22 protein-coding genes are annotated in these 24,645 nt (G+C 71.3%); 5 read left to right on the plus strand and 17 right to left on the minus strand.

Translation table 11 applies throughout. The annotated features are described in order from the left end of the window. The first annotated feature begins 82 nt into the window (after window positions 1-82). Window positions 83-2,170 (plus strand): NB-ARC domain-containing protein, encoded by a 2,088-nt coding sequence (locus ACBJ59_RS43075; protein ID WP_375115872.1) that lies wholly within the window; start codon window positions 83-85, stop codon window positions 2,168-2,170. A gap of 15 nt (window positions 2,171-2,185) precedes the next feature. On the opposite strand, the gene ACBJ59_RS43080 is transcribed toward ACBJ59_RS43075, so the two are convergent. Further along, window positions 2,186-2,635, minus strand: a complete 450-nt coding sequence (locus tag ACBJ59_RS43080; RefSeq protein WP_375115873.1) for an RrF2 family transcriptional regulator — start codon at window positions 2,633-2,635, stop codon at window positions 2,186-2,188. Window positions 2,636-2,926: 291 nt separating this feature from the next. Here ACBJ59_RS43080 and ACBJ59_RS43085 point away from each other — a divergent pair, with 291 nt between their 5' ends. Next, window positions 2,927-4,108: an ROK family protein gene (locus tag ACBJ59_RS43085; protein WP_375115874.1), complete on the plus strand. Its 1,182-nt coding sequence runs from the start codon at window positions 2,927-2,929 to the stop codon at window positions 4,106-4,108. Between the two features lie 117 nt (window positions 4,109-4,225). On the opposite strand, the gene ACBJ59_RS43090 is transcribed toward ACBJ59_RS43085, so the two are convergent. From ACBJ59_RS43090 to ACBJ59_RS43105, 4 genes are all read right to left on the minus strand, one after another. Next, window positions 4,226-5,665, minus strand: coding sequence for a glycoside hydrolase family 3 protein (locus ACBJ59_RS43090; RefSeq protein ID WP_375115875.1), 1,440 nt, complete (start codon window positions 5,663-5,665; stop codon window positions 4,226-4,228). Window positions 5,666-5,735: 70 nt separating this feature from the next. After that, the gene (locus ACBJ59_RS43095) at window positions 5,736-6,587 is read right to left on the minus strand and encodes a carbohydrate ABC transporter permease (protein WP_375115876.1); all 852 of its coding nucleotides are present in this window, start codon (window positions 6,585-6,587) and stop codon (window positions 5,736-5,738) included. Next, window positions 6,587-7,591: a carbohydrate ABC transporter permease gene (locus tag ACBJ59_RS43100; protein ID WP_375115877.1), complete on the minus strand. Its 1,005-nt coding sequence runs from the start codon at window positions 7,589-7,591 to the stop codon at window positions 6,587-6,589. The genes ACBJ59_RS43095 and ACBJ59_RS43100 overlap by 1 nt, the downstream gene beginning before the upstream one ends. Window positions 7,592-7,596: 5 nt before the next feature. Next, entirely contained in the window at window positions 7,597-8,922 is a 1,326-nt protein-coding gene (locus ACBJ59_RS43105; RefSeq protein ID WP_375115878.1) for an extracellular solute-binding protein, read from the minus strand. Between the two features lie 138 nt (window positions 8,923-9,060). Between ACBJ59_RS43105 and ACBJ59_RS43110 the strand changes: the two genes are divergently transcribed. The 3 genes from ACBJ59_RS43110 (at window position 9,061) to ACBJ59_RS43120 (ending at window position 12,046) form a co-directional block, all read left to right on the plus strand. Further along, complete coding sequence (locus ACBJ59_RS43110) at window positions 9,061-10,209, plus strand: ROK family protein (protein ID WP_375115879.1); 1,149 nt, start codon at window positions 9,061-9,063, stop codon at window positions 10,207-10,209. A gap of 12 nt (window positions 10,210-10,221) precedes the next feature. Further along, entirely contained in the window at window positions 10,222-10,872 is a 651-nt protein-coding gene (locus ACBJ59_RS43115; protein WP_375115880.1) for a M15 family metallopeptidase, read from the plus strand. Window positions 10,873-10,960: 88 nt separating this feature from the next. Then, a complete protein-coding gene (locus ACBJ59_RS43120; protein ID WP_364128293.1) occupies window positions 10,961-12,046 on the plus strand; it encodes a glutamate--cysteine ligase in 1,086 nt (361 codons plus the stop codon). Here the strand turns inward: ACBJ59_RS43120 and ACBJ59_RS43125 are convergent. From ACBJ59_RS43125 to ACBJ59_RS43180, 12 genes are all read right to left on the minus strand, one after another. Further along, on the minus strand, window positions 12,043-12,783 hold the full coding sequence (locus ACBJ59_RS43125) for a sulfite exporter TauE/SafE family protein (RefSeq protein WP_375115881.1): 741 nt from the start codon (window positions 12,781-12,783) through the stop codon (window positions 12,043-12,045). The two genes, ACBJ59_RS43120 and ACBJ59_RS43125, sit on opposite strands and share 4 nt — an antisense overlap. Next, entirely contained in the window at window positions 12,780-14,534 is a 1,755-nt protein-coding gene (locus ACBJ59_RS43130; protein ID WP_375115946.1) for a gamma-glutamyltransferase family protein, read from the minus strand. Before ACBJ59_RS43130 ends, ACBJ59_RS43125 begins: the two co-directional genes overlap by 4 nt. A gap of 50 nt (window positions 14,535-14,584) precedes the next feature. Then, a complete protein-coding gene (locus tag ACBJ59_RS43135; RefSeq protein ID WP_375115882.1) occupies window positions 14,585-15,553 on the minus strand; it encodes an ABC transporter ATP-binding protein in 969 nt (322 codons plus the stop codon). Further along, on the minus strand, window positions 15,550-16,515 hold the full coding sequence (locus ACBJ59_RS43140) for an ABC transporter ATP-binding protein (RefSeq protein ID WP_375115883.1): 966 nt from the start codon (window positions 16,513-16,515) through the stop codon (window positions 15,550-15,552). The genes ACBJ59_RS43135 and ACBJ59_RS43140 overlap by 4 nt, the downstream gene beginning before the upstream one ends. Continuing rightward, window positions 16,512-17,357: an ABC transporter permease gene (locus ACBJ59_RS43145; protein WP_375115884.1), complete on the minus strand. Its 846-nt coding sequence runs from the start codon at window positions 17,355-17,357 to the stop codon at window positions 16,512-16,514. The genes ACBJ59_RS43140 and ACBJ59_RS43145 overlap by 4 nt, the downstream gene beginning before the upstream one ends. Further along, window positions 17,350-18,309, minus strand: coding sequence for an ABC transporter permease (locus ACBJ59_RS43150; RefSeq protein WP_375115885.1), 960 nt, complete (start codon window positions 18,307-18,309; stop codon window positions 17,350-17,352). Before ACBJ59_RS43150 ends, ACBJ59_RS43145 begins: the two co-directional genes overlap by 8 nt. Continuing rightward, window positions 18,309-19,928, minus strand: a complete 1,620-nt coding sequence (locus tag ACBJ59_RS43155; RefSeq protein ID WP_375115886.1) for an ABC transporter substrate-binding protein — start codon at window positions 19,926-19,928, stop codon at window positions 18,309-18,311. Before ACBJ59_RS43155 ends, ACBJ59_RS43150 begins: the two co-directional genes overlap by 1 nt. Before the next feature lie 91 nt (window positions 19,929-20,019). Further along, a complete protein-coding gene (locus ACBJ59_RS43160) occupies window positions 20,020-20,697 on the minus strand; it encodes a GntR family transcriptional regulator (RefSeq protein WP_375115887.1) in 678 nt (225 codons plus the stop codon). A 24-nt stretch (window positions 20,698-20,721) separates the two neighbouring features. Then, on the minus strand, window positions 20,722-21,510 hold the full coding sequence (locus ACBJ59_RS43165; RefSeq protein WP_375115888.1) for a hypothetical protein: 789 nt from the start codon (window positions 21,508-21,510) through the stop codon (window positions 20,722-20,724). Between the two features lie 10 nt (window positions 21,511-21,520). Then, on the minus strand, window positions 21,521-23,263 hold the full coding sequence (locus tag ACBJ59_RS43170; RefSeq protein WP_375115889.1) for a hypothetical protein: 1,743 nt from the start codon (window positions 23,261-23,263) through the stop codon (window positions 21,521-21,523). Then, on the minus strand, window positions 23,254-24,003 hold the full coding sequence (locus ACBJ59_RS43175; RefSeq protein ID WP_375115890.1) for an ABC transporter ATP-binding protein: 750 nt from the start codon (window positions 24,001-24,003) through the stop codon (window positions 23,254-23,256). The genes ACBJ59_RS43170 and ACBJ59_RS43175 overlap by 10 nt, the downstream gene beginning before the upstream one ends. After that, on the minus strand, window positions 24,000-24,605 hold the full coding sequence (locus ACBJ59_RS43180) for a TetR/AcrR family transcriptional regulator (protein WP_375115891.1): 606 nt from the start codon (window positions 24,603-24,605) through the stop codon (window positions 24,000-24,002). The genes ACBJ59_RS43175 and ACBJ59_RS43180 overlap by 4 nt, the downstream gene beginning before the upstream one ends. Window positions 24,606-24,645: the final 40 nt, after the last annotated feature.

Genomic DNA, 24,645 nt, shown 5'->3' on the forward strand with positions numbered 1-24,645 from the left:
AGTCACCTTCTCACTTTTAGTGACGGTGCGGGCGTGGTTCCGGCAAACTGTGGTGCATGCCTAGCGCTGTGAGGTGACGATCGTGCAAGCAAGCCGGTGGCGGGGGAACCTGCCCAGCGAGACCACGACGCTGATCGGGCGCCGCGAGGAGGTCGCCGCGCTGCGGGCGCTGCTCGCCGGGTCCCGGCTGGTGACCGTCACGGGGGTGGCGGGGGTCGGGAAGACCAGGATCGCCCTGCGCGCCGCCGCCGGGTTGCAGGGGGACTTCGCCGACGGGGTCTGGCTGGTGGCGCTGTCGCCGCTGGCCGAGGGCAGTGCGCTGCCGTACGCGATCGCGGAGTCGCTGCCGCTGACCGACCAGGCCGCCCGCCCGGTCACCGAGATGCTGGCCGGCTACCTGGCCGGGCGGGAGCTGCTGCTCGTGCTCGACACCTGCGAGCACGTGGCGGGGGAGTGCGCGGCGACGGTCGAGGCGCTCCTGGCCGCCGCGCCCGGGCTGCGCGTGCTGGCCACCAGCCGCCGCTCGCTGAGCTGCCGGGACGAGCAGGTCTTCGCGGTGGAGCCGCTGCCGGTGCCGAGCGGGTCCACCTGGGCGGACGGCGACGCGGTGGCGCTGCTGGCCGACCGGGCCGCCGCGGCGGTGCCCGGCTTCGCCGTCGACGAGCACAACCGCGAGGCCATGATGCGGGTGTGCCGGCGGCTGGAGGGGCTGCCGCTGGCCATCGAGCTGGCCGCCGCCCGGCTGCGCGAGCTGCCTGTCGAACGGCTGGCCGAGCGGCTGGAGGACCGGTTCGACGTGCTGGGCACCACCGAGCGCAAGGTGTACGAGGCCGACCCGCCCTGGCACCAGGCCCTGCGCACGGCCATCGGCTGGAGCCACCAGCTGTGCACCCCGGCGGAGCGGCTGCTGTGGGCGCGGGCCTCGGTGTTCGCGGGCGGCATCGACCCGGTCGCGGTGAAGGAGGTCTGCGCCGATGACCGGCTGCCGAGCTGGCAGATCCCCCAGCTGCTCGAGTCGCTCGCGGACAAGTCGATCCTGATCTGGGAGCCGACCGGCGCCGGCGACCGCTACCGGATGCTGGACACCATCCGCGAGTTCGGCGGCATCTGGCTGAAGGACCTGGGCCAGGACGAGCGCCTGCGGCGCCGGCACCGCGACTACTACCTGGCGCTGGCCCGCGAGGGGGACGCCTGCTGGATCGGGCCCGACCAGTACTCCTGGTACGACCGGATGACGGCCGAGCACGACAACCTGCGGGCCGCGCTGCAGTTCTGCCTGGCCCGGCCGGAGGGGCACGCGGCGCTGGAGCTCGCCGGGGCGCTGTGGTTCCTCTGGTATCCCTGCGGGTTCCCCAAGGAGGGGCAGCACTACCTGGAACGCGCGCTCGCCCAGGATCGCGAGCCCGGCCCGGCCCGCAACAAGGCGCTGTGGGCCTGCAGCTTCGTCATGCTGTGCCAGGGCGAGGCGGCCCTGGCGGAGAAGCTGGCCGTCGAGTGCCTGGCCGAGGCCGAGCGGCAGGGCGACGCGGAAGCGGTGCTGGCCGCCAGGAGCGCCGTCGTGTGCTCCAGGCTGCTCGCCGGCGACCACGCGCGCACCGCCGAGCTGGCCAGGAGGCTGATCGACGAGGCCGGCGACTCCGTCGTCGTCTTCCCCACGCTGTTGGTGCTCAACTGCTACAGCCTCTCCCTGACGGTCACCGGGCACCACGAGGAGGCCATCGCCGTGCTGGAGCGGCTGCGGGCGCTGTGCGACCGGCACGGCGAGCGCTGGCAGCGCGCCTACGGCGACGTCCTGCGGGCCCAGGCCGAGCTGGCGGGCGGCCGGGCCGCGGAGGCCCTGGCGTACGCGCAGGCGGGGCTGGAGGTGAAGTGGCGGCTGCACGACAGCGTGGGCATGGCGATGGCGATCGACGTGCTCGCCCCGGCGGCGGTGGCCGCGGGGGAGGGGGAGCGGGCCGCGCGCATGCTCGGGCTGGCCGAGGCGATCTGGGACACCCTCGGCAAGCGGCGGATCGGCCTGCCGGAGGTGGTGACCGCCCGCCAGGCGTGCGAGAGCCGGGTGCGGAAGGTGCTCGGCGACGGGGCCTACGACAGCGCCTTCCGGGCCGGTCGGGAGGCAGATCTGGACGCGGGTGTGGCGTACGCGCTGGGTGGACCCACCCTGCGCTGATCTTCCGGGGTGGTGTCAGTCCCAGGCGGCGGGGTCGGCGGCGAGCAGGCGGATGCGCTCGGGCAGCGCTCCGGAGGCGACGTGCTCGAGCGTGACCTCCTCCAGGATCGAGCGTTCGGTGGCCCGCAGCGCGATCCACACCTGCTGCAGCGACTCGGCGGGCCCCCGGTAGCCGACGTGCTCGGGCCGCTCGCCGCGGACGTTGGCCAGGGGGCCGTCGACCGCCCTGATCACGTCGGCCAGGGAGATCTGGGCGGCCGGCCTGGCCAGCACGTAGCCTCCCTCGGGCCCGCGCTGGCCGCGTACGAGCCCGGCGCGGCGCATCTGCAGCAGGATGTTCTCAAGGTATTTGGGCGGCATGTCCTGCTCTTTGGCGAGCTCGCCCACAGTAGTCGGGCCTGCACCGGCTGCGGCGAGTTCGGCGGCGGCGCGGAGGGCGTAGTCGACACGAGCGGATAGGCGCATGTTCTCGATTATCCCTCCTGGTCAACACTGGTTAGGCGCAAGGTCCTCAGAACGGGCAGGTGATCCGAATACGGCAACCTCGGCACCTGGGCGGACACGGCCTGCGAACCCTCGCCTGGACGCGCAGGACATCGAAGAGGACTACGATGCCGAGCGCGAGCACGGTGGCCGGGCCCCGGGATGACCATGAGGCATCCTCGTGTTCACCTGCGGTGGCGCGCAAGGCCGTGGCGCTAAACTTCCAATAATCTTTTCGATTACGGTCATTCGATTGCGACGGCGGGATTCAGCGTGGAGCGACGCCCTGGTGTGCCCAGACTTCTGCGGGAGATCAATGACCGGGCCGCGCTGGAGCTGTTGCTGGCCACCGGGCCGATGACGCGCGGGCAGATCGGCGACCTGACCGGCCTGTCCAAGGTCACCGCCTCGCAGACGCTGGCTAGGCTGGAGGAGCGCGGGCTGGTCGAGGTGGTCGGCGCCCAGGCCGGCGGGCGCGGCCCCAACGCGGCGCTCTACTCGGTGATCCCCTCCAGCGCGTACGTCGCGGGGCTCGAGGTCGGCCCCGAGCTGATCTCCACGGCCGTCGCCGACATCCACGGCCGTACGATCGCCGAGGTCACGGTCGACCCCAACGGCCACGACGACCCGGTCTCGGTGGTGCACGGCGCGATCGTCAAGGCGTGCCGCAGCGCCAAGGTGAGCATCGCCAAGCTGCGCGGCGTGGTGATCGGCACCCCCGGCGTGGTAGACCCGCGCAGCGGCGACATCCGCTTCTCCTTCGACCTGCCCGGCTGGCACGAGGGCATCCACGAGGCCCTGGCCGGCGACCTGCGGCGCGAGGTGACGATCGAGAATGACGTCAACCTCGCCGCCATCGCCGAGCGCGTCGACGGTGCGGCCACGGGCATCGACGACTTCGTGCTGCTGTGGTCGAGCCGGGGCCTGGGCCTGGCCATCATGCTGGGCGGCAAGCTGCACCGGGGACGTTCGGGCAGCGCGGGGGAGATCGGCTACCTGCCGGTGCCCGGCGTGCCGTTGCCCGAGGACATCCGTACCGAGCCGGGGCGGCTGCCCTCGCTGGCGGGCGGGCTGCAGTCGCTGGTCAGCGCCGAGGCGGTGAGCGAGCTGGCCCGGAGCTACGGCTTCGCCGCCGGCAGCGCCGGCGAGTGCGTCAAGGTGGCGGTGGCCGCCGGCGCCGAGGGGGAGCCGCTGCTCGACGAGGTCGCGCGGCGGCTGGCCCTGGGGGTGGCGGCGGTGTGCGTGATCCTCGACCCCGGGCTGGTGGTGCTGGCAGGTGAGGTGGGGCACGCGGGCGGGGCCGCGCTGACGTCGCGGGTGGAGGAGGCCGTGGCCCGGATCTGCCCGGTGCGCCCCCAGGTGGTCACGACGACGGTGACCGACAAGAACCCGGTCCTGCGCGGCGCCGTGCTGGCCGCCCTGGACCAGGCGCGCGAGGAGCTGCTGGCCACCTGATCCCGGCCCGCCGGCCTCCTCGGAGGGGGCCCTGGCTCGATCGCCCGCCGGTCACCCGCCCCACGCCCTCTCCACCCCCGGAGCGCGGGGAAGAGGAGAGAGCCGGGTAAGGCGGGGTCAGGCGGTCAGGAGTTCGACGGCCGCCTGGGCGTTGGCGCGGGCGGCGCCGTACGTGGCGATGTAGGCCGCGCTCCCGGGCTGCCAGACGGGCAGGCCCATCTCGATCACGGTCGTGTCGGGGCGGGCCGCGACCAGCGCGGAGACCAGATCCCGGCTCTCGTGGTGGCGGTGCGCGTCCTTGACCACGACGACCAGTGACCGGTTCGCGGCCTTGGCCAGCAGGTCCTGGACGTCGGCGGCCGCGGGCTTGACCCGGACGATCTCGGCGTCCGGCAGCCACGGGCCCACCCCCCACGGCACGTCGCCCACGGCGATCGTCGGCGGGGTGTCCACCTCGATCACCAGGGGCTCGACCAGGGGCTTGGCGGAGCCGGTCAGGCGTACGGCGCGGCGCGCCGCGTCCAGGCCGACGACGTTCTGCTCGGCCGCGAACCGTTCCGGCGCGCCGGCCCAGGCCCGCAGGGCGGCCACCCGGGCGGCCGCCTCCTCCAGCCGGGCCGCCGGCAGCCGGCCCTCGTGCACGGCGGAGACGATCTCGGCGATGATCGCCTGCACATCGTCATAGGTGGGCAGCGGGCCCAGGCACAGCAGGTCGGACCCGGCCGCGATGGTCAGCACGGCGCCCCCGGCCAGGCCGACGCTGCGGGTGATCGCGTGCATGTCGAGCGCGTCGGTGACGACCACGCCGTCGTAGCCGAGCTCGCCCCTGAGGAGCCCGGTCAGCGCGGCGCCGGACAGCGTGGCGGGCGTCTCGCCCGTCACCACCGGAACCGCGACGTGCGCGGTCATCACCGACTTGGCCCCCGCGCCGATCGCGGCGCGGAACGGCGCCAGCTCCCGCGCCCGCAGGACGTCCATGCTGACGTCCACGACGGGCACGGCCAGGTGCGAGTCCACCCGGGTGGCGCCGTGGCCGGGGAAGTGCTTGACGCAGGCGGCCACGTTCACCGACTGCAGGCCCCGTACGGCCGCGACCGTGTGCCTGGCGACCAGCTCCGGGTCGGACCCGAACGACCTGGTGCCGATCACCGGGTTGTCGGCCTCGGTGTTGACGTCGGCGCTGGGCGCCATGTCCAGGTTGATCCCGCAGGCGGCCAGCTCGGAGCCGATCGCCCGGTAGACCCGGCGGGTCAGCTCGACGTCGTCCACGGCCCCCAGCGCCGCGTTCCCCGGGTACGGGCTCCCGACGTGGTAGGCGAGCCGCGTGACGTCCCCGCCCTCCTCGTCGAGCGAGATGACGGGCTCACCGGCTCCCCGTAGCGCGGTGGTCAGCTCGAGCACCTGGCCGGGGTCGGCCACGTTGAAGCCGAAGAGCGTGACGCCGCCCAGACCGTGCTCCAGTTCGCGCAGCACCCAGTCGGGCGCCGTGGTGCCCTGGAAGGCGACGAGCAGTGTGCCGGCCGCGAGGCGGCGCAGCCCCCGATCACTCTGACTCATGGCTCCTCATCAGTTTTCAGGCATGGTCGGGTACGGCATCGTCGTGCCGTACGGGACTTTGCTGGTGTTGTCAGCCCTTCACGGCCCCGGCGACCAGGCCGGAGACCATGCGGCGTTGGACGAGCAGGAAGAAGATGACGACCGGGAGGGTCATCATCGTGGAGGTCGCCATGATGGCGCCCCAGTCCGTGCCCTTCTGCCCGAAGAAGTACTGCAGGGCGACGGGCATGGTGTATTTGGTGGGATCACCGAGCAGGTACAGCGCCATGATCAGTTCGTTCCACGCGGTGATGAACGAGAAGATGCTGGTCGCGACCAGACCCGGAGCCACCAGGGGGAAGAGCACCTTCCAGAAGGTGGTGAACCGGCTCGCGCCGTCGATCCAGGCCGCCTCCTCCAGCGACTTGGGCACGGCGGCGACGAACGTCCGCAACATCCAGATCCCGAACGGCAGCGTCAGGGCCACCTGCGTGACGATCAGCCCGAGCAGCTGGTCGTAGAGGCCCAGGCGCTTGACGCTCAGGAACAGCGGGATGAGCAGCGCCTCGGCGGGGATCATCTGGGCGACGAGCAGCAGGCCCAGGAACGCCGTGCGGCCCTTGAACCGGAAGCGCGCGATCGCCGTGGCCGACAGCAGCGCGAAGACCGCACCGATCAGCACCGTCGCGATGGCGACGATGGCGCTGTTGCGCATGTACAGCCAGATCGAGTGCCCGGCCACACCGTCGGTGAGCACGCGCGAGACGTGCTCGAAGGTGAGGTGGGTCGGGATCGGGATGAAGTCGGTGGTGAAGATCTGGTCGTTCGACTTGAAGGCGGTCGAGACCATCCAGTACACCGGGAAGGTGGCCGTCAGGAAGACCAGCACGCCCGCGGTGTTGAGCGCGGCCTTGCCCAGGCGCCTGCGGGCCAGCGGGCTCATCACAGCTCCTCCTGCTTGAAGATCTGGCGGATGTACACGGCGGTGATGACGAGCAGGATCACCGTCAGCACCACCGCGATGGCCGCGCCCGACCCCATCTTCGGCGGGGCCTTGAACGCCTCGGTCACCGCGTACATCGACAGGTTGTACGCCTCCCGGTTGTTGGTCCCGGCCAGCACGTACAGCTGGGAGAAGACCTTGAAGTCCCAGATGATCGACAGCACCGTCAGCACCGCGAACACCGGCTTCAGCAGCGGGAACGTGATCTTCCTGAACGTCCGCCACGGCCCGGAGCCGTCCACCTTGGCGGCCTCGTAGAGCTCGGCGGGGACACCCTTGAGCCCGGCGAGCACCGAGACGGCGACGAACGGGAAGCCGGCCCAGACCACGCAGATGATCAGCACCATGTAGATGGACCAGGCGTCGTTGAGCCAGGGCTCGCCGGTCCAGTCGGCGCGGCCGAACAGGGCGCTGGAGAGCCAGTCGGGCAGCAGGTTGAGCGCCCAGTTGATGATCCCGGCCTCGGCGTCGAACAACCAGCGCCAGATCACGCCCTGCGCCACCGGCGGGACGGCCCAGGCGAACATGATGCCGATGATCACGAATAGCGACATCTTCTTGCCGAGCCGCTGCAGCAGTACGCCGACGGCGGTGCCCAGGATGAGCGTGAGCGGCACCGCGATCGCGGCGAACACGACCGAGTTGCGGAGCGAGGACCAGAAGATGTCGTTCTCGAGGATGTTGGCGAAGTTCTCGAGGCCCACCCAGGTGGCGGGTTTACGGCCCGAGATCTGGACGAGGCCGACCTTCTGGAAGGCGATGATCGCCATCTGGGCCAGCGGGTACAGCAGCAGTGCGCCGATGACCAGCAGCCCGGGGACCAGCAGGACGTAGGGGATCGACCAGACGGGGAGCCCGCTGGCCTTCTGGGGCGGGCGCGCGCGGCGCCGCCCCGGGGTGGTGGAACGACCTCCACCCCGGGGGAGCGTTGACGTGTTCGTCATAGGACTCAGGACGCGTTGAGGATGTCTTCGAGTTCCTTGTTGGCCGCGGCCAGCGCCTCATCCGCGGACGCCTTGCCCTCGATGACCTTGCGGGCCGCGTTCTGCAGCACCGCCTTGGTCTCGTTGGCCTCGGTCCACTGCGGGTCGGCGGGGAAGGCCTTGGCCTTGGCGAAGGCGGCCGCGAACGGCGCCTGCACCGGGTCGCTGGACAGCGCGGCCAGCGCCTCGGGGTAGACCGGCAGGAGGCCGCCGTCGGTGGCGTACTTGACGCCCCACTGCTTGCCGGAGGCGAGCTTCACGAACTCCTTGGCCGCGTCCTTCTCCTTGGCGGTGCCCCAGACGGCGATGTCGTTGCCGCCGAGGAACGACTGCGCCTCGCCGCCGTCCTTGGACGGGAGCGGGAAGAAGGCCAGCTTGTCGCCCTTGACCTTGCCCTTGCTCTCCTCCTCGATGGTCGCCAGGTCCCACGCCGCGGTGAGGTACATGCCGACCTTGTTGTTGGAGAAGCGGGTGCGGATCTCGGTGGTGTTCTGGTTGAGCCGCGACTTGCTGGACAGGCCGTCGGTGACGAGGCCGGTGTACTGCGCGAAGCCGGTCTTGAAGGCCGGGTCCGTCAGCTTGCCGACCCACTTGTCGCCCTCCTTGACGGCGTACTCGCCGCCGGAGGTCCAGGCGAGGGCGCCGAGCAGGTGGTTGGCGTCGGAGCCGCCGTTGAAGGCGAAGCCGTCGACGTCCGAGCCCTTCTTCTCCTGGATCTTCTTGGCGGCGGCCACGAGGTCGTCCCAGGTCTTGGGGACCTCGATCTTGAGCTCCTTGAACCAGTCGGCGCGGTAGAGCACCGCCCGGCTGCCGCCGCCCCACGGCACGGCGTACGTCTCGCCGTCGATGGTCTCCAGCCCCATCAGGTTCTTGGGGATCTGGGCCTGGTCGCCCGCGGCGACGATGTCGGTGATCGGCTCCAGCGCTTCCTGGCTCTGCCAGAGCGGCACCTGGTCGTTGCCGATCTCGGTCACGTCGGGGCCGGCGCCACCGGCCGCCGCGGCCGTGAACTTGTCGTTGACCTGCGGCCACGGGATCCACTCGACGTTCACCTTGGCGCCGGTCTGCTTCTCGAACTCGGCGACCAGCTCGTCGGTGTACTTCTTGGCGTCGGGGTTGCTGTCGCCCAGGCGCCAGAAGGTCAGCGTCTTGCCGGCGTACTTGGGGCCGCTGGCGGAGGCGGCTGCGCTGGGTGAGGACGTGGGGGGTTCTTCACCGGATCCACAGGCGGCCAGTCCCAGGGCCAGCGTGGCCGTGGTGACCGTAGTGGCCGTGATCTTCGCGATCCTCACAGGGTTCTCCCTTCCCGGGTGCTGGCCTACGGTCCGCACCAGGCTGATCGTCAAATGCCGAACGATGCTGTTAAACTAACAAGAAACTTTCTTAAAAGAAACGCTCGTTAGCCGATCGTGACGAGAGAGGGCGCGCCGATGAGTCGAGACCCGGGAACCCCCCGGCTGCTGCGCCGGTTGAACGATCGCGCGGCGCTCGAACTGCTCCTCGGAGACGGTCCTCTCACCCGTGCCGAACTCGGCGAGCGGACCGGGCTCTCCAAGGTAACCGCAGGTCAGCTCCTCGCTCGACTGGAAGATCGAGGGCTCGTGGAGGTCGCGGGAGAGCGCGCGGGCGGCCGGGGACCGCACGCCGCCCTGTACGCCGTGGTTCCCTCCAGCGCGTACGTGGCCGGCCTCGAAGTCCTGCCCGACAGCCTCACCGTGGGTGTGGCGGACATCACAGGCAGGGTGGTGGTGGAGATCACGCTCAACCCCTCCGACGGCCGCGATCCGGTCAAGGCGGTGCACGCGGCCGTGCAGCGCGCCTGCGACGCGGCGAACGTCAGCCTGTCGCGGCTGCGCGCGTTCGTCATCGGCACCAGGGGCGTGGTCGACCCGGTCACCGGCGACGTGCGCCTGTCCGTCGACCTGCCGTCCTGGCACGTCGGCGTGCTGGCCAGCCTGCGCCAGACGCTCGGCGCCTCGGTGACCATCGAGAACGACGTCAACCTGGTCGCGCTCGCCGAGCACAGGCACGGCGCGGCCGTCGGGTTCGACGACTTCGTGGTCATCTGGGCCGGCGTCGGCCAGGGCCTCGGCGTCATGCTGGGCGGCCGGCTGCACCGGGGCATCACCGGGGGCGCGGGCGAGATCGGCTGGCTGCCGGTCCCGGGGGAGCCGCTGCCGTCCGACGTCTCCCGGCCGCAGTCGGGCTCGTTCCAGCGCCTGGTGGGCCACGACGCGCTGCGCGGGCTGGCCGAGGAGCACGGCGTGGCCGGTGCCACGGTGCCCGACCTGGTACGCGGCGGCGACGAGGGCTATCTGGACGCCGTCGCGGCCCGGCTGGCCCTGGGCGCCGCGGCCGTGGCCGTCGTGCTCGACCCCGGGCTCATCGTGCTCAGCGGCGACATCGGCCGGGCGGGCGGCGACCGGCTGGCCGCCAAGGTGCAGGAGGCCGTGGCCCGCGTGTGCCCGAGCCAGCCGACCGTCGTCACCACCAGGGTGGCCGGGAACCCGGTGCTGCGGGGCGCCCTGGTGGCGGCTCTGGAGCAGGCCCGGGAGCAGGTCTTCTCCGACACTGTGTGAGAATTTCTGCCCATGTGGCAGTCCCCGAACGATGTCGTGCTCATCTCCGACCCCCGCGTCACCTCCATCCCGGTGCGGGAGAGCGGCGAACCACTGGCGGACGTGCGCGGCCGGCTGCGCGTGGACCAGCGGCTGGCCGACGACGCGGGCGCGTACGCCCACCTGCGCTCCGGCCTGCTGCGGCGGCTGGAGCACGCGGAGAGTCTGCTGCCCGACGGCTACCACCTCCTGATCGTCGAGGGCTACCGGCCGATCGCCACGCAGCGCCGCATCTTCGACGAGTACAGAGCCACATTCTCCGACTTGACGCCCGACGAGTCATATATCGCGGCAAGTCGGTACGTGTCGCCCGTCGAAGTCGCCCCCCACACCGCCGGCGCCGCTGTGGACCTCACCCTCTGCGCCCCCGACGGCACCGAATACGACATGGGCACCGCGGTCAACGACAACCCCGAGCAGAGCCACGGCGCCTGCTACACCGCCGCCCCCAACATCTCCGACGACGCCCGGGCCCACCGCAAGCTCCTGGCCGCCGCCCTGGAGCCCGCCGGTCTGGTCAACTACCCGACCGAATGGTGGCACTGGTCGTACGGAGACCGTTACTGGGCGATGTCCACGCAGGCTGGGCACGCACTGTACGGCCCCGTGGAGTTCACCGGTTGACAACCGATTGTCGGGAGGGTTTTCCCGACGGTGTGGTACGGGCACAACCTCGTACGGAGGCTTGTGGACTCCCCTGCGAGGTGTGGGCATGGTTCCGCTCATCGGGATCGAAGAGGAATACCTCATAGTCGATCCCCGCACTCGCCACGTGGCCCCCCGGGCGGCCGAGGTCCTGACCGCGGCGACGGACATGCTTGACGTGGTGCACGAAATCACCAGATTCCAGGTGGAGGCCCGTACGCCGCCCTCCGCCGACCTCAGCGAGCTGGGCTCGCAGCTGCGCGCGGCGCGCAAGGAGGTGGCGGGCGCGGCCCGCTCGTGCGGCCTGGCCGTCGTCGCGAGCGGCATCCCCGTGCTGGGGAACGTGATGCCGCCGCCGCTCACCGACGACGACCGCTACCTGCAGGGCAAGGTGCTCTACCGCGCCCTGCAGGACGAGATCAGCATCTGCGCCCTGCACGTGCACGTGGACGTGCCGGACGCCGAGCACGCCGTCTACGTGGGCAACCACCTGCGTCCCTGGCTGCCGACGCTGATCGCGCTGGCCGCCAACTCGCCGTTCTTCGTGGGCCGCGACACCGGCTACGCGTCCTGGCGGGTGATCAGCTGGGGCCGCTGGCCGGTCTCCGGGGCGCCGCCGTTCTTCCCGTCGTTCGGCGCGTACGAGCTGGCCCTGAGGGCGCTGGCGGAGTCGGGCGCGCTGCTCGATCCCAAGACCGTCTACTGGGACACCCGGCCCTCGCCGCGCCTGCCCACGGTGGAGATCAGGGTGGCCGACGTGCCGCTCGACGTGGCCGACAGCCTCACCCTGATCGGGCTCATCCGCGCGCTGGTGGTCACCGCGCTGGCCGCCGTCAGGCGCGGCGACCGGGGGCTGCCCGTCCCGTCGGAGGTGCTGCGCGCCGCCTACTGGCGGGCGGCCCGCGACGGGCTGCAGGGCGACAGCCTGGACGTCCGGCACGGCACGCTGGTGCCCGCCGCGGTGATGGCCGGGCGCCTCCTGGAGCACGTACGCCCGGCGCTGGGGGAGGCGGGGGACCTGACGTTCATCCAGGAGGGCCTCGACCGGCTGCTGCGCAAGGGCTCCGGGGCCATGCGGCAGCGGCGGGCGTACGAGAAGGGCAACGACCTGGCCGAGGTGGTGGACGACCTGATCGAGGCGACCGTCGCCTAGCGCAACGCGAGGGCGGCGGCCACCCCCAGGCCGAACGCGACGACGACGCCGCGCAGCACCTTCGGCGGCATGAGCCGGGCCAGCCGCGTGCCCAGGAACCCGCCCGCCAGGCTGGCCGGGGCGATCACCGCCACGGCCTCCCACCGCACGGCGCCGAACAGCGAGAACGCGACGACCGACACCGAGCTGACGACCAGCGCGAGCGTGGCCCGCAGGGCGTTCACGCGATGCAGGTTGTCGTGCAGGAACATGCCGAGCACGGTCAGCAGCACCACGCCCATGCCCCCGTTGAAGTAGGCGCCGTAGCACCCGCCGAAGAACACCCCGACGTACACCATCCGATTGGTCGGGCCGTCCGCCTCGCCGCCGAAGAGCTTGCGCAGCCACGGCTGCGCGAGCAGGGCGAGGCTGGCGAAGGCCACCAGCCACGGCACCATCGACTCGAACAGCTTGCCCGGCGTGAGCAGCAGCAGCGAGCTGCCCGCGCACGCCCCCAGCACCGCCGTGACCGACAGCAGCGTCGCCCTGCGGCGCTGGCCGCGCAGCTCGGCCCGGTAGCCGAGCACGCCGCCCAGATAGCCGGGCCACAGCGCCACCGCGTTCGTCACGGTGGCGGTCAGGCCCGGGTAACCCATCGCCAGCAGGGCGGGGAAGGAGATGAGCGTGCCTCCCCCGGCCAGGGCGTTCACCACACCGGCCAGCAGACCGGCACCGACCAGGAAGAGCAGGTCGGTCATCGGCCGACAGCGTAGCCCTGGGCGCCACGCGGGTTGGCGGCGGCCTTGAGGAAGGCGCCGTCACGGGCGACCGCGCTGAGCCGGCCGAGCGACCACGGGCCCTGAGCCTCGACCTCGTGCCCGCGCCGTCGCAGCTCCGCCACCACGCCCGCGTCCACCCGGTCCTCGACGTGCATGACGCCGGGGCGGGAGCCGCGCGGGAAGAAGGAGCTGGGGAAGTGCTCGGAGTGGAACATGGGGGCGTCGATGGCCTCCTGGAGGTTCAGGTTGCCGTGGACGACCGCGAGGAAGAAGTTCAGGCTCCACTGGTCCTGCTGGTCGCCGCCGGGGGTGCCGAACGCCAGCCACGGCTTGCCGTCCCGGAGCGCGAACGACGGCGACAGCGTGGTCCGCGGGCGCGCCCCGGGCCGCAGGGCGGTGGCCACGCCCTCCTGCAGCCAGAACATCTGCGCCCGCGTGCCCAGGCAGAAGCCCAGCGCGGGGATGGTCGGGGAGCTCTGCAGCCAGCCGCCGCTGGGGGTGGCCGACACCATGTTGCCGAACCGGTCCACCACGTCGATGTGACACGTGTCACCCTTGACCACGCCATCGCGTGCCACAGTCGGCTCGCCCACCCCCTGAGGCTTGCGGGCGCCGGACAGGCCCGGCGCGTCGCTCGCCGTGCCCGGGTCGGGGAAGACGGGCAGCCGGGGCGCGCGCCCGCCGGGGGCGCCGGGCCGCAGCTCCAGGCTGGCCCGGTCGCCGATCAGCCGGCGCCGCTCGGCGTTGTACGCCGGGCTCAGCAGATCGGCCATGGGCACGTCGGTGTCGCCGTACCAGGCCTCGCGGTCGGCGAAGGCCAGCTTGGCGGCCTCGGTCACGGTGTGCAGGTAGTCGGCGCCGAGGAAGTCCATCGCGTCCAGGTCGAAGCCCTCCAGCAGGGCGAGCTGCTGCAGGAACACCGGCCCCTGGCCCCACGGCCCCGTCTTGGCCACGGTGTGACCGTGGTAGTCGAAGGTCAGCGGCTCCTCCACCGAGGCCGACCAGCCCGCCAGGTCGTCGCCCGTCAGCAGGCCGCCGTGCACCTCGCCCGAGCTGTCCCGCCAGGCGGTGCCGGCGCTGAACGCGGCGATCTCCTCGGCCACGAAGCCCTCGTACCACGCCTTCCTGGCGGCCTCGATCTGGCCCTCACGGGTGCTCGAAGCCGACTCGGCCTCGGCGACCAGCCGCCGGTAGGTGGCGGCCAGGACGGGGTTGGCCAGCTTGGAGCCGGGCTCGGGAACGTTCCCGCCGGGCAGCCAGGTCGCCGCCGACGTGGGCCAGTCCTCCCGGAACAGGCCCTGGACCGACTCGATCGTGGCCGCGATCCGCTCCAGCACCGGCACGCCGTGCTCGGCGTAGTGAATCGCGGGCGCCAGCACGTCGGCCAGCGACCACGTGCCCCAGCGCTCCAGCATCAACATCCAGCCGCCGAACGCCCCCGGCACGGTGGCCGCGAGCAGCCCCGTGCCGGGCACCACGTCCAAGCCGAGCTCGGCGAAGCGCTCGATGGTGGCCGCGGCGGGAGCCACGCCCTGCCCGCACACGACCGACACCTTCTGCTCGGCCTCGTTCCACGACAGGATCGGCACCTCGCCGCCCGGGCCGTTCAGGTGCGGCTCGGCGACCTGCAGCACGAAACCGGCGGCGACCGCCGCGTCATAGGCGTTGCCGCCGCGCTCCAGCACGCCCATACCGGTGGCGGAGGCCAGCCAATGCGTGCCGGCGACCATGCCGAAGTCGCCCGACAGCTCGGGCCTGGTGGTGAACAAACTGACTCCTTCTATAGGTTCGCGGCCGCGTCGGGGACGCGATCCGCCGTGACCAGGTGGCAGGCGGCCGGGTGACCGTTGCCACGTGGATCGTTCAAGAGGGGCTCGGACGTACGGCACTCGTCGTACGCCAGCGGGCACCGCGTGTGGAACCGGCATCCGGAGGGCGGGTCCACCGGGCTCGGCACGTCGCCGCCGAGCACGATCCTGCGCCGCTCCCGCTGCCTGACCGGGTCGGCCACCGGCGCCGCCGACAGCAGGGCCTGCGTGTACGGATGCCGCGGCCCCGCGAAGATCTCGGCCGTCGGCCCCGACTCCACGATCCGGCCCAGGTACATGACCGCGATCCGGTCGGCCAGGAACTCCACGACCGACAGGTCATGGGTGATGAACAGGCACGAGAACCCCATGTCCCGCTGCAGGTCGGTGATCAGGTTGAGCACCGACGCCTGCACGGACACGTCCAGCGCCGACACCGGCTCGTCCGCCACGACCAGCTTGGGCTCCAGGATCAGCGCCCTGGCCAGCCCCACCCGCTGCCGCTGCCCGCCGGACAGCTCGTGCGGGAAGCGCTTGCGCATCTCCTGGCGCAGCCCGACCTTCTCCAGCATGGCGGCCACGCGCGTGGTCGTCTCCCGCCGGTCGCTCACCTTGTGCCGCAGCAGCGGCTCGCCCACGATCTGCTCGATCGTGAAGCGCGGGTTGAGCGAGGAGAACGGGTCCTGGAAGACCATGTGGACGTCCCGGCGCAGCGGGCGCATGGCCCGGCGCGACAGGTGGGTGATGTCCCGGCCGTTCAGCTCGATCGAGCCCGAGGTGGGCTCGGTCAGGCGCAGCACGCACTTGCCGACCGTGGACTTGCCGCTGCCCGACTCGCCGACCAGGCCGAGCACCTCGCCCTGGCCGATCTCCAGCGAGAGGCCGTCCACGGCGCGTACCGGGCCGTAGTGCTTGACCAGGTTGTCGATCCGCAGGATCACTTCCCACCTCCTGGGTGGAAACAGGCCGCCAGATGGCCTTCGGCCTGGCGGGCGAGCGGGGGCCTGGACAGCCGGCAGTCCGCCTGGGCGCGCGGGCAGCGGTCCTGGAATGCGCACTCGTCGGGGTCCGACATCGGCGAGGGCACCATGCCGGGGATCTCCGCCAGGCGGCCGTTCACGGCGGCGGACGGGAGAGCCTTCATCAGGCCCAGCGTGTACGGGTGGCGCGGGTTGGCGAACAGCTCCGTCACGGGGGCCTGCTCGACGGCGCGGCCGGCGTACATGACCACGGCCCGGTCGGCGATGTCGGCCACCACGCCCAGGTCGTGCGTGATCAGGATGATCGCGGTGCCCAGCCGGTCCCGCAGGTCGCGGAACACGTCCAGCACGCCCGCCTGGATCGTCACGTCGAGAGCCGTGGTGGGCTCGTCGGCGATCAGCACCCGGGGTGAGCAGGCCACCGCGATGGCGATCATCACGCGCTGCCGCATGCCGCCCGAGAGCTGGTGCGGGTACTCCTTCATCCTGCGGACCGGCGCCGGGATGCCGACCAGCTCCAGCAGCTCGAGCGCCCGCCTGGCGGCGGCCTGCCGGGACAGGCCCTCGTGCCGGCGCAGCACCTCGGCGATCTGGTACCCGACGGTGAACGACGGGTTCAGCGAGGTCATCGGCTCCTGGAAGACGACCGAGACCGTCTTGCCGCGCACGCGCCGCATCTCCGGCTCGGGCAGCGTGGTGAGCTCGCGGCCCTCCAGCTGGATCGAGCCGGACAGCCGCGTCGTGTCGGGCGGCAGCAGCCTGGGCACCGACATCGCGGTGACCGACTTGCCGCAGCCGGACTCCCCGCACAGCGCGAGGATCTCGCCCTCGTCCAGGGTGAGCGAGATGTCCCTGACCGCCTGGACGAGGCCGTCCTCGGTGGCGAAACCGACGCTCAGGTCGGAGATCTCCAGCAGGCTCATCGCGCGCTCCTCGGGTCCAGTACGTCACGCAGGCCGTCGCCGAGCAGGTTGAAGCCCAGCGTGGCCAGGGCGATCATCAGCCCGGGCCAGATGGCCAGCCAGGGCGCGTCACCCAGGTACTGCTGCGCGGTCGTCAGCATCACGCCCCACGACGGCGTCGGCGGCTGCACGCCCAGGCCGAGGAAGGACAGCGTGGACTCGCCGATGATCGCCGCCGGGATCGCCACCGTGGCCTGCACGATGAGCGGGCTGGCGCAGTTCGGCAGCACGTACCGGAAGATGATGTGCCCGTCGCCCGCGCCGTCGGCGATGGCCGCGGCCACGTAGTCCATCTCCCGGACCGCCAGCACCTCGCCGCGCGTGATCCGGATGATGGCGGGGAGCTGGGAGAAGCCCAGCGCCAGCACCACGCCCTTCAGCGAGGGCCCGATGATCGCCGCCAGGCCGACCGCGAACACCAGGAACGGGAAGGCCAGCGTCACGTCCACCAGCCGCATCACGATCGGGTCCAGCCAGCGCCGGTAGAACCCGGCGACCAGCCCGATCGGGATGCCGACGACCATCGCCAGCAGCGTGGACAGCACGCCCGCCTGCAACGAGACCTGGGCGCCGTGCGCGATCCTGGCGAAGGCGTCCCTGCCCAGGTCGTCGGTGCCCATGGGGTGGGCGCCCGACGGGGGAGCGAGGGTGGCCATGTAGTCCTGCGCCGCCGGGTCGCCGGTCACCAGCGGCCCGAGCAGCGCCAGCAGCACGAACGCGACCACCAGCACCAGCCCGGCCATCGGCATCGGCCGCCGGCGGAAGCGCCGCCACAGCCTGGTCCGTCGCATCACCTCAGTCATGGCGGGCTCCTGACAGGCGGATCCTCGGGTTGAGGAAGGCGTAGGCGATGTCCACCAGCAGGTTGACCACCACGTAACCGATGACGGTGACCAGCACGACCGCCTGGATGACGGGGTAGTTCCTGGTCAGGACCGCGTCCACGGTGAGCTTGCCGAAGCCGGGGATCACGAAGATCTGCTCGGTCACCACGGCGCCGCTGATCAGCGCGCCGAGCTGCAGGCCGAGCACGGTCACCACGGTCGTCAGGCTGTTGCGCAGCGCGTGCGCGCCCACGACCTTGGCCTCGGACAGGCCCTTGGACCTGGCGGTCCTGACGTAGTCGGCCGACAGCGCGCCCAGCATGGCCGAGCGGGTCTGCCGCATCAGGATCGCGGCGAAGCCGGTGCCGAGCACGAGCGCGGGCAGGAGCATGCGCTGCAGGTTCTGGGCGGGGTCCTCGGTGAAGGGGACGTACCCGGAGGCGGGCAGGACCCGCCAGGTCACCGCGAAGAGCAGGATGCCGAGCAGGCCCAGCCAGAAGTGCGGCACCGACAGCCCGGCCAGGCCGAACCCGGTGGCCACGTAGTCGGCGAACCTGCCCCGCCGGACGGCCGCCACGATGCCGGCGCCCACGCCGACGACGATGGCGACCAGCATGGCGAGCGCCGACAGCTCCAGCGTCACCGGCAGCCGCTCGGCCAGGATGTCAGCCACGGGGAGCTGGTCCTGGGTCGAGCGGCCGAAGTTTCCGGTGAGGGTCTGGCCGACGTAGTCGAGATACTGCGCGGGCAGCGGCTTGTCCAGGCCGAACTCGTGCCTGATGGCCTCGATCGCGGCGGGCGAGGCCTCCTGGCCCGCCATGACCGAGGCCGGGTCTCCGGGCAGCGCCCGGATTCCCAGGAAGATCAGCACGCTGGAGAGGAACAGCACGATGACGGCCGACCCGCAGCGCCGGAGGATGAACCAGACCATCAGGCGGCGAACCCGGCGGTGATGAAGCGTGGCAGGCCGTCCTTGAAGTACTGGACGCCGGCGACGGTCTTGTGCATGCCCAGGTAGTACTTGTTGTGGTACAGGTACACGACGCCCCGGAGCTCGGCGGCCTTCTTCATCGCGGCGCCGTAGAGCTCGGCGCGCTTGGCCGGGTCCGTCTCGGCGGCGGCCTGCTTGATCGGGTCGTCGATGCCCGGGTCGGACATGCCGGCGTAGTTGTTGCTGCCCTGGGTGGTGACCAGGTTCGTGAGGTTGCCGTCCGGGTCCACGCGGCCCGACCAGCCGCTCAGCAGCACGTCGAACTTGCCCGCCTTGCCCTGCTCCAGGACGCTGACGAACTCGGCGGTCTGCACGCTCACGTTGAAGCCCGCCTCCTTGGCCATCGACTGGATGACCTGCGCCAGGCGCTGGTTGACGGCGTCGTTCGGGGTGGCCATCGAGACCGGGATCGGCGTCGGGACACCGGAGGCCTGCACCAGCTGCTTGGCCTTGGCCAGGTCACGCTTGGGGCAGGTCAGGTCCTTCGACCGGTACGGGCTGTCCAGCGGCACCGGGAAGCAGTCGACCTCGTGCAGTCCGTTGTATACGGTCTTGTTGATCGCGTCGCGGTCGAGCGCCAGCTCGAACGCCTCGCGCAGCTGCGGGCTCTTGGCCAGCGCCGTGTCCACGGCGCCCGGCTTCTCGGTGGAGCCGCTGGCGTTGCCGATGTTGATCTGGAAGCCGTAGTAGCCCAGGCCACCGCCCGACACCACGGTCAGGTTCGGGTCGGACTGCACGCCCTTGACGGTGTTGGTCGCGAGCTGGTCGCCCACCTGCACGTCGCCGGACTTCAGGTTCGCGGCCCGCACGTTGGGGTCGACGATGATTTTGTATACGAGCTTGTCCAGCTTGACCTTGGCCGCGTCGTAGTAGTCCGGCGCCTTGTCCAGCACGATCTGGCTGCCGGACGTACGGCTGGCGAACTTGAACGGCCCGACGCAGACCGGGCTGGCGCCGAAGTTGTCGCTCCCGGCGTCCAGCGCCTTCGGCGACATGATCATGCCGGCGCGGTCGGCGAGCTGCGCGGTCAGCGGCGTGAACGCCTGCGTCAGCGTCAGCTTCACCGTCGTGGCGTCGACGACCTCGACCTTGGACACCGCCGCCAGGTCGGCCTGGCGGGCGGACTTCTCCCAGGTGCGATGCCGGTCGAGCGACTTCTTGACCGCCTCGGCGTCGAGGGCGGTGCCGTCGTTGAACTTGACGCCTTCGCGCAGCTTGATCGTCACTTCCCTGCCGTCGCCCGAGAGCTCCGGCATGGCCGCGGCGAGCTGCGGGATCAGGGTGGAGGAGGCGTCGATGTCGTAGAGCTTCTCGCACATGTTCGCGAACACCTCGCGACCGACCAGCGTGGTCGAGATGCTCGGGTCCAGGGCGTCTGGGTCGGCGGGGAGCGCGATGTTGAGCGTGCCGCCGGCCTTGACCGGCCGGTGGTCGGCCGAGGCGCTGGCTATGGAACTGGGTGCCGCGGGTGTGGTGCTCGTTCCGCCGCCGCCACCACAAGCCGCCAGGGCGAGGGGGAGGGTGACGAGCGCCGCGACGACCTTGGGGGACGGTCGCATGGTGCCTCCGATGAAAACGTTTAGGAGACTGTATACAAGATCTGACATTTCAGGGATGTTTCATGACCCTATGTCGTTATCTGAGTGTTTCCTAATTGTTTGGGGGGTTTGGCTCCCGGCGGGCCGAGGCCAGGAACGACCGCCTCGCCGCGGCCACGTGCGCGATGGCCCTGGCCTGCGCTTCGTCCTCGTCACCGGCCTCGATGGCCTCGCACAGGCTCAGGTGCTCCTGCCATGAGTGCGGCCCGCGCGCGGCCGCGGTCTGGCTGAAGATCCACTGCGCCCGCTGGAGCATCGGTTTCATCATCAGGGCGAGGTAGGAGTTGCCCGCTGCCTCACCCACGGCCAGGTGGAACGCGGTGTTGAGGTCGGCCACCTCCTCCAGCCGCCCGCTCTCGACCGCCTCCTTGGCCTGCTCCAGGACCCGGCGCAGGCGCTCGGCCGAGGCGGGGGTGCGCTTGCGGGCCGCCAGTCGGGCCGCCAGGCCCTCGACGGCCATCCGCACGTCGAACAGCTCCTCGCCCTCCTCGGCCGACAGGCGGGCGACCGTGGCGCCGAGCCGGGGGACGACCTGGATGAACCCCTCGGCGGCCAGCACCCGGATGGACTCGCGCACGGGGTTGCGCGAGACGCCGAGCGCGGCGGCCAGCCGGTCCTCGACCAGCCGCTCACCCTGGGCGAGCTCGCCGGACAGTATGCGGCGGCGCAGCTCGTTGGTGACCTCGTCCCGCAAGGTCCGGTGGGCCGCGCCCAGCGTGAGATCAGTCATATCGGGCTAATCGTATACAGGAGGTCAGCCGCGCTGCGTCGGGTACCAGTCGGCGTCCGACACCTCCCTGGCCGCCTCCCAGAGACCGTCGAACTCCCCGATGAAGTGCCGGCACCAGTCGCGATCGCGGCGGCCGTCGAGCGTGAAGCCCGGATTGCGGGTCGGCGAGTGGTGGGTGCCCATCTCGATCTGGATCACGCCATTGTCGTCCGCCGGATCCAGCATGAGCATGCCGAACCCGGGCAGGAACGGTAGCAGCCGCACTTCGAGACGCTCCTCGGTGTGCAGGTCGCGCAGCATGTAGAGCGTGGACCTGACCCGATGCTCGAAGACCTCCGACTGGTCGGGGATCAGGCATATCCGCGCCGCCTCGGCCGGAGCCGTGCCCGCGGGATCGATCACCAGCACCTTGACCGAAGCACCCCGCTCCAGGCTTTTGCGTAGATCGTCAACGTAGGCGCGGATCGTGCGGCCGAGCGTCACCCCGGTGAAGCGGATGTCGTCCGCCCGCGCGATCCGCTCCCTGAGATCCGCCCGCTCGTCGCTCAGGAAGCCGTCGCCGGCCAGCTTCGTCTCCACCAGGCGGCTCAGCTCGACCACCCGCTCCTCGAGCTCGGCCACCTGGTGCCGGGGCCCGAGGGCGTTGACCGCCACGAGGGCGAGCGTGGCCAGCGTCGCGGCGCCCACGACCTTGGCGTCGACCTTGTCGAAGACGCCGAGCACGCCGACCACCAGCGCGATCAGCGCCGTCACGTAGATCTCGAGGTTCTTGCCGGTGCCGAGGTCCGCGCGTAACCGCTCCAGTAGCCGCATGCGCTGATTCTTACCCGGCCGCCGCCTTCTTCTTCGCCCGGTACGGGAGCCACAGGCCCGTGCCGTACATGGTCAGGCCGATCAGGATGAAACCGATCGCCACCGGCCAGCGCAACCCCGGCTCCATGTGCGTGGCCAGGAACCAGGAGTGCCGCAGCTGCCCGTTGGAGACCATGATCGCCGCCACGACGCCCTGCGGGATCAGCGGGATCGCGCCCAGCGACCAGCAGATCATCACGATCGCCCGATGCGACGTCGGCATGTCGGGCATCTTGAACGTGGACGGCTTGGCGCTCTCCGGCCTGCGTCCCGTACGCATGAGGTGCAGCAGCTCCGGCCCCTGGGCCGCCAGCCGCCGATCCGCCAGCAGGCCCAGGCCCCAGTAGCACAGCGCGCCGGTGGCCAGCCCGGCCGCGACGCCCCACCAGCCGTACAGCGCCGCGACGGCGATGGCCGGCGCGCCGGTCAGGACCACCAGCACCATCATCAGGTACGCCAGCCCGGTCAGGGCGCCGTCCTCCTCGCTCGTGCGCAGCGGGTTGCCGGCCCGTTTCTGCGGGTCGGTGCTGGGCACCAGCGCGTACACCGAGATGAGCGGCACCAGCCCCGCACCGCCGCCGAGCAGCGCGGCCGTGGCCGTCAGGATCACCGCCCACGGGCCACCGGTGATCAGCGTGAACGCCACCGCCACCAGCACCGCCACCGGGCCCACCGTCACCAGCCAGGCCAGCTGCCTGCCCCGCACGTCGGACGAGCCCGGCGTCATCAGGGCGAGCCAGAGGGAGGTGCCGTCGGTGCCGTACAGGTTGGAGGTCATCGCGGCCGCCATGATGATGAAGATCGGAGCCGCCCACGGCAGCATGTCCGTCGAGCCCAGCACGAGCGGCGCGCCCGCGAAGAACACCCCGTAGGCGAGGGCGAACGTGAGCTGGTGGTTGCGCACCAGGTCCCGCGACCAGGTGCGCAGCTCCTTGGCCACCACCGCCTCCCGGCCGTTGCGGGCCCGCATCGGCCGCCGGCCGCGGGTCGAGGGCCGGTTCGCGCCCGCCCGGCGGGTCAGCAGCCCCGCCCACGCCGCCAGCAGCAGCGCGATGAGCACGACCATCGCGGCCAGCGCCAGGTAGTCGCCCTGGACGGCGAGCAGCCCCCAGCCGGACGGCAGGTAGCGGACGAACTCCGGGATCTGCGCGCCCTGCCCGAACGCCACCGCGAACACCCACGCCTGGCCCAGGAAGGCCAGCACCACACCGTTGAGCAGGCCCGCGCCGATCGCCCCTGCCCGCGAGCGCAGCGCGATGCCCAGCAGCGCCACCGCCACCTTCGACAGCAGCACGAACACCGCCAGCTGCAACACCATCGCCGGCACCGCCACGAGCGCGTTCACCGGTGAGGTGGCCGCGACGACCAGACCGGCCAGCGCGATCAGGCCGATCACCGGGGCCACGCCCACGAACGCCGACACCAGCAGCCCGGCCGCCAGCCGCCACGGGGGCAGCCCCATCAGGGAGAAGAACTCCGGGCGCAGCGTCTCGTCACCGCCGCCGGAGAAGACGGGGCCGATGATCCAGCCCAGCATCCACACCGCGAGCCCGGCGGCCAGCCAGTCGCCCTCCAGGAAGGCCAGGTAGATCGTGCCCGCCGCGAGCACCAGGCCGAGCGTGCCGCCCGAGGCCATCATGGTGCCCTTGTCGCCCTTCAGCGAATGGCGCAGGATCGCGAGCTTCATCCGGGCCATGGTGACGGCTACAGCCATGACAGCCCCTTGGTCGCGGTGGTGCCGGAGCCGACCAGTTCCACGAACCTGTCCTCGAGCGTGGCCGTGCCGCGTACCTCGTCCAGCGTGCCGGCCGCCGCCACCCGGCCCTTGTCGATCACGCCCACGTGGTCGCAGAGCTGCTCCACCAGCGCCATCACGTGGCTGGACAGCACGATCGAGCCGCCGCCCGCCACGAAGCCGCGCAGGATCGTCTTGATCGTCGCTGCCGAGACCGGGTCCACCGCCTCGAACGGCTCGTCCAGCACCAGCAGCTTGGGCGCGTGCAGGAGCGCCGTGGCCAGAGCGATCTTCTTGCGCATGCCCGTGGAGTACTCGATGACGAGCGTCTTCTCCGCGCTGTCCAGCTCCAGCACCGACAGCAGCTCCGCGGACCGCTCGGCCACCACCTCCTTGCTCAGCCCGCGCAGCAGGCCGAGATAGGTGAGCACCTCACGCCCGGTGAGCCGCTCGGGCATCGCCAGGCCGTCCGGCAGCACGCCGACGAGCTGCTTGGCCTTCCCCGGGTCGGACCAGACGTCCGAGCCGAAGATCCACGCCGCCCCCGAGTCGGGCCGCAGCAGCCCGACCGCCATGGACAGCGTGGTCGTCTTGCCCGCGCCGTTCTGCCCGACCAGGCCGTAGAAGGAGCCCTGGGGGACGGTCAGATCGACGTGGTCCACGGCGGTTTTGTCGCCGAAGGTCTTGACTAAGCCCTTGATCTCCAAGGCCGCTGTCATGGTTGTCTCCTGGTCGCGATGGTGAAGGTGGTGACCAGCTCGCGGGTGAGCAGGTCGAGGTCGAAGTCGGGGTCGTGAAGGAGACGCCCCGGCACGGCGTCGATGGCTCCCCGGATGGCGATGGCCATGGTCCGCTGGTGGAAGTCGCGGAACTCGCCGGTCTGCCGGCCCCAGTCCAGGACCTTCTCCAGGTCGGTGACGGCCACGTCGGCCTGCTCGGCGTACGGCCCCGGGCCGCTTTCGTCGCCCTGGGCGTGCGTGACGATCTCCACCAGCGCCAGGAGGGGCTTGCGGTGCAGCCGCATGAACTCGAGATTGCCCTCGATGTACGCGCGCAGCGCCTCCGTCGCGGAGGTCTGCGCCAGGATGCGCGGGACCATCAGGTCGGTGGCCAGCTTGGCCACCTCCGCGACGACGGCCTGGATGAGCTGGTCCTTCCCACCGAAGTGGTACGAGATCACGCCGGTGCTGATCTTCGCCTGCTTGGCGATCCTGGCCATGGTGGCGTGGGCGTAGCCGTGCTCGGCGAACACCTCGATGGCACACGCGATGATCTGCGCCCGGCGGGCCTCTTCAATGAACGTGCGACTTTCTGGCTGCACATGCAGAACTTTAAACAGTCATTCAAATTTTTGGAAGAGC

The organism is Nonomuraea sp. MTCD27, from assembly GCF_041950495.1.
In the GTDB taxonomy this organism is placed as follows: Bacteria; Actinomycetota; Actinomycetes; order Streptosporangiales; family Streptosporangiaceae; genus Nonomuraea.